This window comes from Bacteroides caecimuris (genome assembly GCF_001688725.2).
Taxonomy (GTDB): Bacteria; Bacteroidota; Bacteroidia; order Bacteroidales; family Bacteroidaceae; genus Bacteroides; species Bacteroides caecimuris.
Genome location: NZ_CP015401.2, coordinates 3247388 through 3262330, shown reverse-complemented (window position 1 = coordinate 3262330; position 14943 = coordinate 3247388). Strand labels below are relative to the sequence as shown.

General features: G+C 42.2%; 11 protein-coding genes. 4 read left to right on the top strand and 7 right to left on the bottom strand.

The window, feature by feature from the left end:
• Nucleotides 1–330: 330 nt before the first annotated feature.
• The 3 genes from folB to A4V03_RS14145 all read right to left on the bottom strand — a co-directional run bounded on the left by folB (nucleotide 331) and on the right by A4V03_RS14145 (nucleotide 6186).
• Entirely contained in the window at nucleotides 331–705 is a 375-nt protein-coding gene (folB, locus tag A4V03_RS14155; RefSeq protein ID WP_065539373.1) for a dihydroneopterin aldolase, read from the bottom strand.
• 124 nt (nucleotides 706–829) lie between these two features.
• Entirely contained in the window at nucleotides 830–3511 is a 2682-nt protein-coding gene (locus A4V03_RS14150) for a 4-alpha-glucanotransferase (protein ID WP_065539372.1), read from the bottom strand.
• A 131-nt stretch (nucleotides 3512–3642) separates the two neighbouring features.
• Nucleotides 3643–6186, bottom strand: a complete 2544-nt coding sequence (locus tag A4V03_RS14145; RefSeq protein WP_065539371.1) for an adenosylcobalamin-dependent ribonucleoside-diphosphate reductase — start codon at nucleotides 6184–6186, stop codon at nucleotides 3643–3645.
• 284 nt (nucleotides 6187–6470) lie between these two features.
• Here A4V03_RS14145 and A4V03_RS14140 point away from each other — a divergent pair, with 284 nt between their 5' ends.
• The gene (locus tag A4V03_RS14140; protein ID WP_065540437.1) at nucleotides 6471–7211 is read left to right on the top strand and encodes an NADPH-dependent oxidoreductase; all 741 of its coding nucleotides are present in this window, start codon (nucleotides 6471–6473) and stop codon (nucleotides 7209–7211) included.
• Between the two features lie 115 nt (nucleotides 7212–7326).
• On the opposite strand, the gene dnaA is transcribed toward A4V03_RS14140, so the two are convergent.
• The 3 genes from dnaA to A4V03_RS14125 form a co-directional block, all read right to left on the bottom strand.
• Complete coding sequence (dnaA, locus tag A4V03_RS14135) at nucleotides 7327–8739, bottom strand: chromosomal replication initiator protein DnaA (protein WP_065539370.1); 1413 nt, start codon at nucleotides 8737–8739, stop codon at nucleotides 7327–7329.
• Between the two features lie 350 nt (nucleotides 8740–9089).
• Nucleotides 9090–9983 (bottom strand): MlaD family protein, encoded by an 894-nt coding sequence (locus A4V03_RS14130; RefSeq protein ID WP_065539369.1) that lies wholly within the window; start codon nucleotides 9981–9983, stop codon nucleotides 9090–9092.
• Nucleotides 9984–9992: 9 nt separating this feature from the next.
• Nucleotides 9993–11249: an N-acetylmuramoyl-L-alanine amidase family protein gene (locus A4V03_RS14125; RefSeq protein WP_065539368.1), complete on the bottom strand. Its 1257-nt coding sequence runs from the start codon at nucleotides 11247–11249 to the stop codon at nucleotides 9993–9995.
• Nucleotides 11250–11330: 81 nt separating this feature from the next.
• Between A4V03_RS14125 and A4V03_RS14120 the strand changes: the two genes are divergently transcribed.
• Together A4V03_RS14120 and A4V03_RS21455 are read left to right on the top strand one after the other, a co-directional pair.
• A complete protein-coding gene (locus tag A4V03_RS14120; protein ID WP_065539367.1) occupies nucleotides 11331–12284 on the top strand; it encodes a bile acid:sodium symporter family protein in 954 nt (317 codons plus the stop codon).
• A gap of 572 nt (nucleotides 12285–12856) precedes the next feature.
• Nucleotides 12857–12991: a hypothetical protein gene (locus A4V03_RS21455; protein WP_255202407.1), complete on the top strand. Its 135-nt coding sequence runs from the start codon at nucleotides 12857–12859 to the stop codon at nucleotides 12989–12991.
• Between the two features lie 99 nt (nucleotides 12992–13090).
• Here the strand turns inward: A4V03_RS21455 and A4V03_RS14115 are convergent, their stop codons facing one another.
• Complete coding sequence (locus A4V03_RS14115; protein WP_065539366.1) at nucleotides 13091–14257, bottom strand: exo-beta-N-acetylmuramidase NamZ family protein; 1167 nt, start codon at nucleotides 14255–14257, stop codon at nucleotides 13091–13093.
• Nucleotides 14258–14325: 68 nt separating this feature from the next.
• Here A4V03_RS14115 and A4V03_RS14110 point away from each other — a divergent pair, with 68 nt between their 5' ends.
• Complete coding sequence (locus tag A4V03_RS14110; RefSeq protein WP_065539365.1) at nucleotides 14326–14862, top strand: HDIG domain-containing metalloprotein; 537 nt, start codon at nucleotides 14326–14328, stop codon at nucleotides 14860–14862.
• The last annotated feature ends 81 nt before the right edge of the window (nucleotides 14863–14943 follow it).

Genomic DNA, 14943 nt, shown 5'->3' with positions numbered 1-14943 from the left:
TAAACTGCCGTCTTATCGTATACTTTATTTCTATTTATTAATCGCCGACTATAGTTGTCTACCTGGCTGACTATAGTCGTCTGATTAGACAACTTCAGTCGGCTAGGTGGACAACTTCAGTCGGCTTCTTGGACGCAAGCTGTTCTATTTGCTAAGATTGACAATCCCGATGCGAAGGTTACGGGCTGTGAAAGTGCAAACTGTGGGGATTGTGAAGGTGTGAAGGGCGTGAAGAAAAGACTTTTCTTTATTTGTTCACAGAAAACACCTGTCAAACAGATGATTACCATCCGTGAAGGATGTGAAGGAGGAGAACTATAGAGCAATATATCATTCATCTCTGCTGCATTGCAGTTCAATGCCTGCTGATTCTATATCTGCTCCCATTGGCGGATTCCGTTTGGAAAGCCGGAGTTCTATTCTCTCAATGCAAGGGAATTGTTCGAAAAGCTTTTCTATAATCCGTCCGCTGACATGCTCCAGTAACTTTGACGGAATAGCCATTTCATTCTTTATCACCTGATGTACTTCAGCATAGTTGACGGTGTCGGTAACTTCATCTGTCCGGGCGGCTTTGCTGATATCTACTTGCAGCTTCAGGTCAATGAGATATTCATTCCCAATCAGATTTTCTTGCGGTGCAACTCCATGATAGGCGTAACAACGAATTTCCTTCAAAAAGATATAGCTACTGTTTATTTTCATATACTGTCTTTTTAGTGTGATCTTGTTTGACTTTTAACGGTCTTTTTTGAAACATTCCGTCTGCTCCGGTTGCCTTCCATTATCTCTTTTAATTTCTCTTTTTCGGCGCAAAGATACTTTTATGCTATTTATTCGGATCTCTTCCTGTGTATTTAATCAGTTCGCCAATCTTATTATTAAGTGTTTGGGCTTTCATCAGCTGTTCCAGCGTGAGATGCATCCGGTATCTCCAGTAGTTTCGCGGATTGGACGGAACATTAATCCGTTCTTCCGCCACATTCGGGTTTCTCCATTTCTCGTCTATCGATAACCAATCCTGGAAAGACAAGATACAGAGAATGGAATTACTGTTGAGATGGTTGCGTACGATTTCCTCGCACAACTCCGGGGTGGCAGTTGTCGGTGCAACTCCGTAATGTCCCAACGTTGCATTATAGTAACGCTGTGTCTGTTGGTAATCTTCTTCCCACCAGCCACGCAACGTAGACATGTCGTGAGTGGAGATTGTGCAGACAGACCGGTACGGATACTCATTTAAATGCCCGAATTCATGCATCGGATTCTTAGGCATTCGCTGAATTTCCAGACTAAGAATCCGGAGATCATTCATCACCGACGACACACAAGCAGGAATCATCCCCAAATCTTCTCCACAAACCAACATGCGGGTTGACTGTGTCAGTTGAGGTAACTTCTTCATAGCTTGCTGATGCCAGAACTCGTTGTGCCGGTGATAATAATATTGGTCGTATAGTTTGTTAAATGCATTTTTCTCTTCTTCGTTCAGCGATCGGAATACAAAATCCCGTTGCACACCGATGCGCGGGTGGTATTTACCTTCCTCTTTCTTATCTGCAACAAATAAGACGTTGCTGATTAATGAATAAAGCCCTTCCCGAATCCACACACTATCTTCATCATTTCTACCGGCAAAGAATTGTTCTACCTCCCGTTGTGTTTCAAATCCCGGTTTCATTCGATAAAGTCCGGAGTCGTCAACCGATTCAAGGAAATCCTGTTTGACTAAACGGGTATGCGGTCCGAACAACTGTCCGAGGAAAGATTCATGGATGAATGGTAGCAGATATTCATCCCGGAACGTTAGACCATAACTTTCGATTTCTTCCCGGCTCATCGGCAAAGAAGGATCAAACTGACCTAACAATCCGTGTACAGCGTGCATTGGTATTTCCCAAATACGGAAGAAGCCGAGGATATGATCGATCCGGTAAGCATCGAAGTATTCCGCCATTTTCTGAAAGCGCTTCATCCACCAGCGATATCCGTCTTTTTCCATGACATCCCAGTTGTATGTGGGGAATCCCCAGTTTTGCCCGTTGATTGAGAAATCATCGGGTGGAGCACCCGCTTGTCCGTTGAGATTGAAGTAATGAGGTTCTGTCCAGGCTTCCACGCTGTTGCGGCTGATACCAATCGGAATATCCCCCTTTAATACGACACCGTGTTGGCGGGCATATTCGGTTGCAGACAGCAATTGCAGATGCAAATGATACTGGATATAATAATACAACGAGATGTGAGGATAATCTGCCGTTCCCGGTTGGCACATTTTTTCTATATCTTCCGCTTGGTAAACAGAGTGTCGCGGCCATTGGCGGAAATTGGGCGTTTTGTAGGCATCGCGCAGATAACTAAAGACTGCATAAGGTTGCAGCCATTCCTTGTTCGTTTCAAAGAAATCTTTGAAACCTTTGGAAGCCAATACCTTTTCTCCTTCCTGTCGGAACAGTAAGTTGAAAAACTCCCATTTGGTTTGGTTGACAGCTTCGTAGTCAATAGCAGGAAGGCTGTTCAGTTCCTTTTGTTTCTTGCTGAATTTTGATGCCGCTTCTTTATCTTTCAGAGTTCCCATTTGCCTGATATCCGCATACATCGGATGGAAAGCATAAATAGAAATGCTGTTATAAGGATAAGAGTCCGTCCATGTATGCGTCATGGTAGTGTCGTTGACCGGTAAAATCTGAATAACTTTCTGGCGAGTGCTTACTGCCCAGTCGACCATACGTTTCAAGTCGCCGAAATCACCTACTCCGAAACTTTTCTCTGATTTTAAAGAAAATACGGGTATAGCGATTCCTGCCCCTTTCCAAGCGGGGATATCGAAATAAACATATCGGTCGGCAATTACGAGCGTTTCGTTGGTCTTCAGTTCCGGGTCTGCCAGATAGCGGTTAGGGTTTTTCTCCCAGCAGTCTGCTTTCTTTTCCTGTTTGTTGTAGAGGATGAATTTATATTCCAGCGGATATTTTAGTTTGCTGGCGTCCAGCTCTATCTGCCATTCCGGGAAATTGGCATCACTCATCAACACTGCTTTTTCCGGATCCCAGTGACCTAATGATTTCTGGTTACCACAAATTGCCAGGCAATAATCTTTGCTGATGCGTGGGGCGTAGGCCTTGATCACCAGTCCCTTCTTATATCTTTGCGGAATATTTTCTTTTTCAGGATGTGCCAGTAAGGCTTCTGTAAAAGCAGAACTATAAAGATACAGTTGTTCCGGAATATTTTTCCAGCAATCATTGATTCTGTATATCTTCTTGGAACTGCCTGATAAGAAAATAGATCTCGAAAAACTGTCCCATTCCTTGCGGATAACCATTCCGTTCTGTTCTATCTGATAGTTATAATGGATGGTCATCCCTTCTTGAGGGACTTCAAGCTCAAGTTCTGCCGTCCAATAGATACCATCGGTGGTGTGTAAAGGAATTGATTCCGGGAATAAGCCGGAAATCCTTACTTCTTCTCCCCAATTGGTGCGGTATTCAATATTAAATGATAGAATCATATATATTAGATTTTGATTGTATATGTAAGACACTGCAAGTATAAGACATTTTTTTGAATAAAAAATAAAAGGAGCCGCACCGGACTCCTTTTAATCTTTTGTTTATATATTAATTAACATACGTAGGACTATTATCCACATCTGGAAGCACCGCAAGTCGTACAAATCAGACAGCCTTCCTGATAAACCAATGTCTCGTTGCCACAGTTCGGGCACTTCTTACCTTTGGCTTCCGTTCCATCCTGAACATACTTCTTCAATGCACGTTCTACGCCGTTTTTCCAAGTGTTGATACTTTCACTGTTCAATTGCAGAGAGCCAACCAGTTTGATAACCTGCTCAATCGGCATCCGGTAGCGAAGCACACCGGAAATCAATTTTGCATAGTTCCAGTATTCTTTGTTGAACTTCTCTGACAATCCTTCAATGGTCGTCTTATATCCGCGTTTGTTCTCGAATTGGAAGTCGTAACGTTTGGTGCCGTCTTCATCCACATTTTTGATGATACGTCCGCAAGTTACGCTCTTAGGCAGCAAGATCCCTTCGTCATCATCTTGCAAACCAGTGAATATTTCATAAGGGTGTCCGTCTAATAATCCGACAAAAGCTACCCATTTTTCCTTGTTGTTCTGGAAACGGACAACGTCTGCTTCCAATATTCTCGGACGTACCTCTACAACCGTAGGCGGTTTGCAAGGAGGAAGTCCTTCTTTTTTGTCTTTATTCGATTTCGTAGAAATCAGTACTCCTGAACGTGAACCGTCACGATATACGGTACAACCTTTACAGCCTGATTTCCATGCCTCTACATATAGGCGATTTACTAAATCCTCGTCCACATCGTTCGGCAGATTGATGGTGACGCTGATAGAGTGGTCTACCCATTTTTGGATTCTTCCCTGCATCTTCACCTTCATCAACCAGTCGACATCATTAGAAGTCGCTTTGTAATAAGGAGATTTGGCAACCAGTTCGTCAATCTCTTCCTGAGTGTAACGTTTGGACGGATCGTATCCGTTAGCTTCCATCCAGGTAACAAATTTATGATGGAATACGATGTATTCTTCAAATGCGTCCCCTGTTTCGTCTACAAAGTCTACATGTACATTCGTATCGTTCGGGTTCACCTTTCTTCTACGTTTGTACACAGGTAGGAATACAGGCTCGATACCCGAAGTGGTCTGAGTCATCAAACTGGTCGTTCCGGTGGGGGCAATCGTAAGGCAGGCAATGTTGCGGCGACCGTATTTCTTCATGTCCTCATATAGTTTCGGATCAGCTGCTGCCAGGCGTTGGATGAACGGATTGTTCTGTTCGCGTTCGTTATCGTATATCTCGAAAGCACCACGCTCTTTCGCCATCTCCACTGAAGAACGATAGGCACCGAGAGCTACTGTCTTGTGTACTTTTTCAGAGAATTCCGTTGCTTCTTCCGTACCGTAGCGCAATCCTAAAGCAGCAAGCATATCCCCTTCTGCAGTGATACCTACTCCGGTGCGACGACCCTGTCCGCTCTTCTTGTATATTTTCTCCCAAAGTGTACGTTCCGCATATTTTACCTCTTCGTTTTCCGGATCTTCGTCAATCTTGGCCATGATACGTTCGATCTTCTCTAGTTCGAGGTCGATAATATCGTCCATAATCCGTTGAGCGAGAGTCACGTGTTTTTGGAACAGGTCGAAATCAAAATAAGCATCTGGTTTGAACGGATTTACCACATAAGAATATAGATTGATAGCCAGTAAGCGGCAAGAATCGTAAGGACATAGAGGTATTTCTCCGCATGGATTGGTAGATACTGTTCTGTACCCCAGGTCTGCATAACAATCAGGCACAGATTCGCGGATAATTGTATCCCAGAACAAAACGCCCGGTTCTGCCGATTTCCATGCATTATGAACGATTTTCTTCCACAAGGTAGAAGCGTCGATTTCCTTGGTGAATGTAGGCTGGACTGAGTCGATTGGATATTGCTGTACATACGGCTTTTCGTCTACGGCAGCCTGCATGAAAGCGTCGTCCAACTTGACAGAAACGTTTGCTCCGGTCACTTTACCTTCGGTCATCTTGGCATCAATGAATGCTTCCGAATCCGGATGCTTGATAGACACGCTCAACATCAATGCACCGCGACGTCCGTCTTGAGCTACTTCACGAGTGGAATTCGAATAGCGTTCCATGAATGGAACAAGACCGGTAGAAGTCAACGCCGAGTTTTTAACGGGAGAACCTTTCGGGCGGATGTGTGATAAATCGTGACCTACACCACCGCGTCTTTTCATTAGTTGCACCTGTTCTTCATCGATTTTGATGATAGCGCCATAAGAGTCGGCTGCGCCGTCCACTCCGATAACAAAGCAGTTGGACAGTGAAGCAACCTGGTAGTCATTACCGATTCCTGTCATCGGGCTACCTTGGGGAACGATGTACTTGAAATGATCCAATAAATCATACAGCTCTTTTGCTGTCAACGCATTCGGATATTTTGATTCTATGCGTGCCACTTCATTTGCAATTCTCCAATGCATGTCTTCCGGGGATTTTTCATAGATATTGCCGAAAGAATCCTTTACTGCGTATTTGTTTACCCAAACCCTTGCAGCAAGCTCGTCGCCTTGAAAATATCGTAAAGATTCTTCATAGGCTTCTTCGTAAGAATAAATCTGTTTTTCCACGATTCAATTTGTGTTAAATCTCGTTTTTAATAAGTAATATGTAGAAGTTTACTTATCGTTAACAAATGCAGGCGCAAAGCTAAGAATGTTTTTTCATCTATCAAAATAAAAATGAAATTATTTATTAGTAGGTTGCTAGTTTTCCATTTGCTAATGCTAAGTATTTGATAAACAGTTGAAGTTGGATTTTATTTAAAGGTTAAAGTTCTCCAAAAAGAAAATTATTCTATTTTGTTAGTGTGGTGGAATATTTTTTTCTTTTTATATCTTTGCAAAAAAAAGATATGTTTGAAACCGTAAAAAACAGAAGAACTATCCGGAAATATCTACCTGAAGATATAAATCCGAATTTGTTAAATGATTTGCTTGAAACCTCTTTCCGTGCTTCTACGATGGGTGGGATGCAACTTTATAGTGTGATTGTGACCCGGGATGCGGAAATGAAGGAGAAACTTTCGCCTGCTCATTTCAATCAGCCGATGGTAAAAAATGCTCCGGTCGTATTGACTTTTTGTGCTGATTTCCGTCGTTTCAGCAAATGGTGTGAACAGCGGAAAGCTGTGCCGAGCTACGATAATTTAATGTCTTTTATGAATGCATCTATGGATACTTTGCTTGTTGCGCAGACTTTTTGTACGCTGGCAGAAGAAGTAGGACTCGGCATTTGTTATTTGGGAACTACCACTTATAATCCTCAAATGATTATTGATACCCTCCAACTCCCCGAACTGGTATTCCCTCTCACCACAATAACGGTAGGCTATCCGGATGGTATTCCCGCACAAGTAGACCGCTTGCCTTTGGAAGCTGCCGTGCACGATGAAAAATATCACGACTATACACCGGAAGAAATAGATAAACTCTATGCCTACAAAGAATCATTGCCGGAAAACAAGCAGTTTATCGAAGATAATAAAAAAGAAACACTAGCCCAGGTCTTTACGGATGTGCGTTACACAAAGAAAGATAACGAATTTATGTCCGAAAACCTATTGAAAGTACTTCGCCAACAAGGATTCTTTTAAGTATTAAGTGTTTTTCAAGTATAAAGTATTAAGTATTACCCTGGTGCGAAACCGCATAATAAAGCTTGTCCGTATGGATAATACTTAATACTTGATACTTGAAAAATACTTAATTTCAGTTTCTCTTCTTCAGTAACGATTCTATTTCCTGTACTTCTGCACTAAAACTTTTGTCCACCTCCAATTGTCCTTTTACAGTTTTGCAGGCGTGAAGTACCGTTGCATGGTCTTTGTTACCGATAAACTTACCTATCTTAGAAGTTGAAAAGTCAGTGTGGTTTTTAGCTAGATACATGGCGATCTGTCGTGCTTGAACGACTTCTCTTTTTCTGGATTTTGTATGTATGGCAGACGGTTCCAGATCGAAATGCTTGCACACCACTTTGAGGATATCATCGATGGTAACAGCTTTTGTTTCGTTATGAACCACGCCATGCACAATGTGTTGTGCTAAATCCAAATCTATTTCTTTATTGAAAATAGTGGAACGAGCCATGATGGCGATGACAATACCTTCTAGGTCACGTACACTTTCATTCACATTTTCGGCAATATAATCGATAACTTCTTCCGGGAACTGTAATCCGTCGCGATGTATTTTATTGCGCAGAATGTTTTTGCGAAGTTCTACCGTCGGCTTTTCAAGCTCGGCTACCATTCCCCATTTGAAACGGGTCAGGAGGCGTTCTTCAATACCTTGCAGCAATACAGGAGCACGGTCTGAAGTTAATATGAGCTGTTTGCCGTTCTGATGTAAATGATTGAAGATATGGAAGAAATTATTCTGTGTCTTAGTGACTCCGGCAAATTCCTGAATATCATCAATGATTAATACATCGATCGTCTGGTAAAAGTTGATAAAGTCGTTGGTTGTGTTATTACGTACTGAATCCGTATATTGTACTTGGAACAAATGTGCCGAAACATACAATACTCTTTTTTCAGGATAAATCTCTTTAATTTTCGTGCCTATTGCGTTTGCCAGGTGCGTTTTTCCCACTCCGGATGCTCCATAAAGGAATAACGGGTTGAAAGCGGTGCCTCCCGGTTTTTGTGCTACGGCTTCCGCTACGCTTCTTGAAAGTTTATTGCTGTATCCTTCAATGAAGTTTTCAAAATTATAATTGGGATTCAAATGCGGGTCCAAATCCTGAACGGCAGGCGCCTGTAGGAAGCTGGGAGCTTTGTTTCCTCCGATTATGCTTTTTGGGGTAACAGCTGTAGAACGATTGCTTGCTTCAAGATTCACGGTTTGATTCGGAATCGAAGTCTTGTCCACCATGACGTTGTACATCAACTTGGTTCCTTCGCCAATGACCTTATATAATGTCTTACGTATAAGATCTACAAATCTCTCTTCCAGTATTTCATAGAAAAACTGGCTCGGGATCTGTAAGATCAACGTTTTGTCCTCATATTTCAATGGGACAATAGGGGCAAACCAAGTATTATATGTCGTCTCGGGAACATTGTCTTTAATGATGTCAAGACAGCGGTTCCAAAGTACGACATGATTTGATTCAATCATAGCAACTTTTAATACATTTATTAATTAAGCAAAACTTCTACGTTTGCAAAATTGGGAATCTTATTCGGAAAAAACAAATCCATTTTTTCTTGTTTTTTTCATGCTAACAATAATGTGTTTACTTTCAATGAGTTATACGTTTATTGTCGGACACATTCTATTTTCCCTCTCTTGCATTTTTTTAAGTGTTTATATATTAGAGTTTTACGTATATAATTCTAACTTTTCTCTCACCTTTGTACGTTTGTACGGGAATATTATTTCAGTTTGTAGATAGACATCTGAAGAGCAATCTACTTTCTTTTGAAAGCCTTTTGTTATTTAGATAAAATCTATATAACGATAATCTGCTACTTGTCTTTCTTGCCGAATAATGAGAAGTGAACGTACCGTTTCGGATGCTCTTTCAAGTCTTCTAATAAGCTGGCTGCATTTTCAGTTGTAGCATTCAGATTATTGTATAAAGTGGGGTCGTTGAAGAGCAGTCCGATTGTGTTATCTTTGCTGTTTAATTTTTCTGTAAGTATTTTTACGTTAGCCAGCGTTTCGTCTATTTTTTTGAAAGTGGCTGCATAGTCTATTTCTTTCAAATTTCCGCTGATGGCAACGAAGTTGTCTCCGATGGTGTTCAGTTTACTGGTGAGTTGAGGTATGTCATTACTCATGAGCCCTTTTACCTGCGAACTGACTACTGCCAGGTTGGCGGTTGTCTTCTCTATCGAGTGCAGGGTGGCAGGGATGCTCTTGTCTCCTAATATATTGTTCAGAGAGATGAGGATAGAATCCAGTTTCGGAAGCATTTCTTCTACCTTTGGGATCAGTTTCGCCGCGCTTTCCATCATTCCGTTGTTCAGCGTGCCGGGGATCGTATCTCCTACGGCATATTTTTCGCGCGGGTTGTTTGCCAGAAGAATATTCATGCGTACGCCTCCCATAAGTTCGGATACAAGCTCGGCGCTACTTCCTTTGGGAATCCGCAGTTCCGTGTCCAGTTCCACTTGGACAACTACATTTCCGGGTTTGGCATAATCATAATAGATGTCACGTACGATACCTACTCGAACACCATCGGCAAATACCGGGCTTGATTTGGTGAGTCCGTTTACATTTTCAAATTTGGCATAGAAATAGCTGGAAGGTTGAAACATGTGTATACCTTTCAGCCAGTTAATTCCATATATAAGCACACATAGTGCAATGATGCCTGTAATACCTATTCTGACTTCTTTTGTAATGTACTTCATTTTATCTTTTTATTTATTTCTTCTTTTCTTGAATTCGGCAATCGCTTCATTGACGTTCATTTTCTCCCCGTTTCGGAAAGCGATGATAAAGGCGTCTTTGAATTGTGCCGTAATGGTGCGTTTCGTACGCAACACTTTGTTGTAATCGGCAGAGGCTCCATACGTGTATTTGTATATGCCCTTTTCCTTATAATAATCCACATTTTTCAGCCCTTTCAACCGCTTGTCGTTTTTGGCAAGAGGTTTGGAAGAGGTGAGTATCTGTATCTTAAACGTAATTTCGCTGTCATTGGTTGCGCTTTCCGATGCAATCGGGCGGTTTGTTGTCGTTTTTGTTGCCGAAGCAGGTTTTGTCCTGGCTTCTGCCAGTAATTCCTTCTGTTGAGGGGTTGTCACGCTTTCCGTGTCTTTTTGTGCAATTGCCTGAGCATCGTTTTCTTCCCGTTCGGTAGGGATAATTGTTTTGCTGACTCCCGTAAGACGTATTTCATGCTCTCTTTTATAATTCAGGAAAGCATGATAAATACCTTTTGCCATGGTTGAGGCTCCTGCTTCGGAACTTAGATACCGTTCTTCCTCAGGAGTAGAGATGAATCCCAGTTCTATCAGGATGCTCGGCATGGCACTTGCTTTCAGGACAAGGAATCCTGCTTGATGCACTCCGCGGTCTGCCCGTTTGCAGGTGTGGCGGAATTGTTTTTGCATCAGTGAAGCCAGATGCACACTCTGCTCCATGTACTTGTCCTGCATAAATTCAAATATGATATAAGATTCTGCGGAGTTCGGATTGAAGCCGGCATATCGTGTCTGATAATCGCTTTCGTAGAGGATTACGGAGTTCTCCCGTTTCGCAACTTCCAGATTGGCGTCCGATTTGGCAAGACCCAGTGTCCAGGTAGATGCACCTTTGGCTGTGCGGTTGTTTGCCAGTGCGTTGGTATGGATGGAGATAAAGAGGTCAGCCTTCGCGTTATTTGCGATTTCGGCACGTCGGTCTAAGGGGATGAAGACATCTTTGCTGCGGGTATAAATCACTTTGACGTCATCGCAGTTTCTTTTTATCAGGTTTCCCACTTTCAGGGCAACGTTCAGATTGATGTTCTTTTCTTTGGCTGTTTTGCCTATGGCGCCGGGGTCATGTCCGCCGTGTCCGGCGTCAATAACTACTACAAAGTCCTTCCCCCATAAATGGCTGGTACATGAGGGTAGAAAAAGCAGCCAGAGGCAAATGCATATATATACTATGTATGGTCTATTCAGTTTCATATTTGTAATACGGTGCAAATGTAGTAGAAATTTGTAGAAAACTCATTATTTGCCATTAAGTTTTGTGTTTTTTTCGGTTTAATGATAGCTTTTTTCCTGAAATCTCCGTTACTTTGCGCTTCGAAGTTAAAATGTACGACGATGCTTAAGTTTTTGAAGAATTGGACGTTACCTATTGCTATGTTGGTAGGTGCTATAGGTTATCCGCTGTTCATCAGCTTTTCTTTTCTGACTCCCTATCTTATTTTTACGATGTTGCTGCTGACTTTCTGTAAAGTGTCTCCACGTGACTTGAAGCCGAAACCTCTCCATGCATGGCTGTTGCTTATTCAGATTGGCGGTGCGTTGGCGGCTTACCTATTGCTTTACCGGTTCGATAAGATTGTAGCGGAAGGAGTGATGGTTTGCATTATTTGCCCGACGGCTACGGCTGCTGCGGTGATTACTTCCAAGTTGGGGGGCAGTGCGGCGAGTCTGACTACTTATACGTTGCTCGCTAATATCGGAGCAGCCATTGCCGTACCCGTTCTTTTTCCTTTAGTGGAGGTACATCCCGATGTCGGATTCTGGCAAGCGTTCTTCGTTATTTTGAGTAAAGTATTCCCGTTGCTGATTTGCCCGTTCCTGCTTGCATGGCTGTTGAGTAAATGTTTGCCGAGAGTTCATCAGAAACTATTAGGTTATCACGAACTTGCTTTCTACTTGTGGGCTGTTTCGTTAGCCATCGTTACGGCTCAGACTTTGTATTCATTACTCAATGATTCAGCTGACAGGTTTACTGAAATCATGATTGCCGTCGGAGCTTTGGTAGCTTGTTGTTTGCAGTTCTTTTTAGGAAAAACTATCGGCTCCGTCTATAACGACCGCATCAGTGGCGGTCAGGCGTTGGGGCAGAAGAATACGATTCTGGCTATTTGGATGGCTCACACCTATCTCAATCCGTTGTCCGCTGTTGCGCCAGGCTCGTATGTGTTGTGGCAGAATATCATTAATTCGTGGCAGTTGTGGAAGAAGAGAAAGAATGAGATAAAATAATAAATATAAGATATTGATATTTAGAGCCTGTTTAAATTTTCCTGAGATTATGTTAGATAGGCTTTACCGACCTGTTTTTATTCGTCACATAGTCTCCGTCATGCTGCTGCTCACAACAACAGAAAATATACTCGAAAGCAACTCTCAAAACTGTGTCGGGCAAAACTCGGAGCAGGCTCTTAATAACCCACTTTTCATTCATTAATAAAAAAGTTCTCTTTCATTAATTGTAAACTTCTTATTATCAGCATGTAAACTTATTTTTCGTTAACCGTAATCTATAAACGCAAGCTTCGTTTATAAAAACAAAGGCTTTGATTATAAAAACAAAGCTTGCAATTATATAATCAAAGCTTGCGTTTATAGTTTGCATCGAATGAAAAGAAAGTTTCCTTCCTGTCCGAAGGAACTTTATACTTAATGGGCGGGAAGTTTTCTATTAATAGCCAAGAGCGCAACTGTTAATACCCCTTCCGCCAACTACAGACGGACGCGACAAGAAGAGCCGGGTTAAGTTAAAATGTCAGCTATAAAATTATGACTGAAGAGAATTTAAACAGGCTCATAATGCTATGACTGAAAAAGATGCTATAAAAGTATTTGAAGCTAAAAAGATTCGTGCTGTTTGGGATGAGCAAAAAGAGAATGGTATTGCAAGTTGGCGATGGACGGAAAAAAATGAAAGTTTGGGAGAGGATGTGGAATAATCAACTATGATAGATACCAGAAATAAATGTTATCTATCATATTTATTGCTCTAGTAATAAGTGATTTATGAAAATAAATGAGAGCATGATAGTTGTTTTTTACTCATAGAGAAGATATTTTGTTCTCATCTCTTTGTAATCCTGTAATTCCTTTTGCCAGCTATTTCTTATTTTTTCTTCCGAATCCCCTCTAAGGATAGCTTTGCGTACACTATCTGTACCTAAAAGCAAATCAAACCATCGGGCGTGGGAGAAGAAAGCTGTGCCTTCACCGGACAAACGGTAGAAATGCAGGAAGTAGCGGAGCGTAAATCCGTTCACGTCGTCCGCGTTCCTAAGGTCTTCTCCATAGCAAGCAACATTCTTGTGCATCGGATTTTTGTCAAAGCCGGGGAGAGAGCGGGGAGTAAAAGTAAAATCTCCATATTTCTTGTTGGGTGCCCCCAGTACTTGAAAAGGAAATGTAGTTCCTCGGCCTACGCTGACACGGGTTGCTTCGAAAGGGCAAAGCGAGGCGTACAGGCGGATGGACTGGTCATTCGGTAGATTAGGAGAGGGTTTTATGGGAAGTGAATAAGGTTCTCCGTGTTTCCATCCGGTCATTGGGATTATCCTTAATGGGCAAGGTTTTTTCTTGTTGGCAATCCATCCTTCCCCGTTTATCATTTGTGCCAGTTCGCCGATGGTGCATCCGTGAAGCACCGGGATAGGTAGCATGCCGACAAAACTTCGGTAAGCCGGTTTCAGTATTGGCCCTTCTACGTAATCACATGGATTGGGACGGTCCAGTACAATCATCTCCTTGTTATTTTCTGCGCAGGCTTCCATCACATAATACATCGTACTGATATAAGTATAGAAGCGTGCTCCCACATCCTGAATATCAAATAAGATAATGTCGATGTCTTTTAGTTGGGCGGCAGTCGGCTTTTTGTTGTTGCCGTAAAGGGAAACGATGGGAACTCCGGTGTGCGAATCTTTTCCGTCTTTCACAGTCTCCCCCGCATCTGCATTTCCCCGGAATCCATGTTCGGGGGCAAATACTTTGATTACGTTGATGTTTTGCTTCAGTAGGGTATCGAGCAAGTGAGTCTGCTTCGTCCCGACAACAGAAGTGTGGTTTACAACCATTCCGACACGTTTCCCCCGGATAAACGGCAGGTATTGTTCGAAGCGTTCGGCACCTGTAGCAACTTTGCCGCTGACACACTCGGGAAAGAGCGCGATAAATAGAAAATAAAGAATAAGGGAAAGTCTATTTCTCATGTCGGTGATTTTTTGTAATATTGCACAAAAATATTAATTTCTCATCAAGAGAGCAAAAAAACAAGCACATGAATCCATACGAAATCATTGATAAATATTATTCGGAGAATACGCAGCAGAGACAAATCTTAGTAATACATAGTCTGGCTGTGGCCGGAAAAGCAATGAAAATGCTGGATGCTCATCCCGAATTGCGTTTAAACCGGAGTTTTGTGAAAGAAGCCGCTCTGTTGCATGATATTGGTATTTTTCAGACGGACGCTCCAGCCATTCAGTGCTTTGGCACTCATCCTTATATCGCGCACGGATATTTGGGAGCCGAAATCTTGCGGGCGGAAGGTTTCCCTCAACATGCATTGGTGTGCGAACGTCATACGGGAGCCGGACTTTCGTTGGAGGATATCATTGCCCAGCAACTTCCCGTTCCTCATCGCGAGATGCTGCCCATCACCCTAGAAGAGCAATTGATTTGCTTTGCAGATAAATTCTTTTCTAAAACCCATTTGGATGAAGAGAAAACAGTGGAGAAAGCACGGCAAAGCATTGCAAAATATGGTGAAGAAGGTCTGAGTCGCTTTGATAGATGGTGTTCTCTCTTTTTATAGCACTAAAAAATAATTAAATAACGAAGATTCTAACTTATATTTGGTGAAGTTTGTGTACTTTTGCCACTTCAAGCGTAAACT